Raw genomic sequence first — 579 nt, forward strand, 5'->3', positions numbered from 1 at the left:
CTTTCGCTGGCCTACATATCACGTCACTCTTCAATAAAAGAATTGGTTGCGGGAGCTGGATTACTTTTTACAAAAGCGTGGCAACGACCTTCGCCCTAGCTTTTATAAAAAGTTGAGCCCGACGAGCAAGTAAACTGCACCATCCAAATTCATAACCTTATAAAGAACGGTAAATCGCAGGTACAAAAAAACCAGCTTTCGCTGGCCTACATATCACGTCATTCTTCAATAAAAGAATTGGTTGCGGGAGCTGGATTTGAACCAACGACCTTCGGGTTATGAGCCCGACGAGCTACCATACTGCTCCATCCCGCGTCCATATTGACGCTAATAACTGTTTTAATTCTGTTATAAAAGAATTGGTTACGTAAGATGGATTACTTTTTACAAAAGCGTGGCAACGACCTTCGCCCTTCTTTTATAAAGAGTTGAGTTCGAGTAGCTTTTATACTGCTCCATCCCGCGTCCATATTGACGCTAATAACTGTTTTAATTCTGTTACAAAAGAATTGGTTGCGGGAGCTGGATTTGAACCAACGACCTTCGGGTTATGAGCCCGACGAGCTACCATACTGCTCC

1 tRNA gene is annotated in these 579 nt (G+C 43.2%); it reads right to left on the bottom strand.

The annotated features are described in order from the left end of the window. Positions 1-238: 238 nt before the first annotated feature. Positions 239-315: transfer RNA gene (locus tag ACVBIU_RS20495), tRNA-Met, on the bottom strand. Between the last annotated feature and the right edge of the window lie 264 nt (positions 316-579).

The organism is Shewanella sp. 30m-14 (assembly GCF_052977125.1).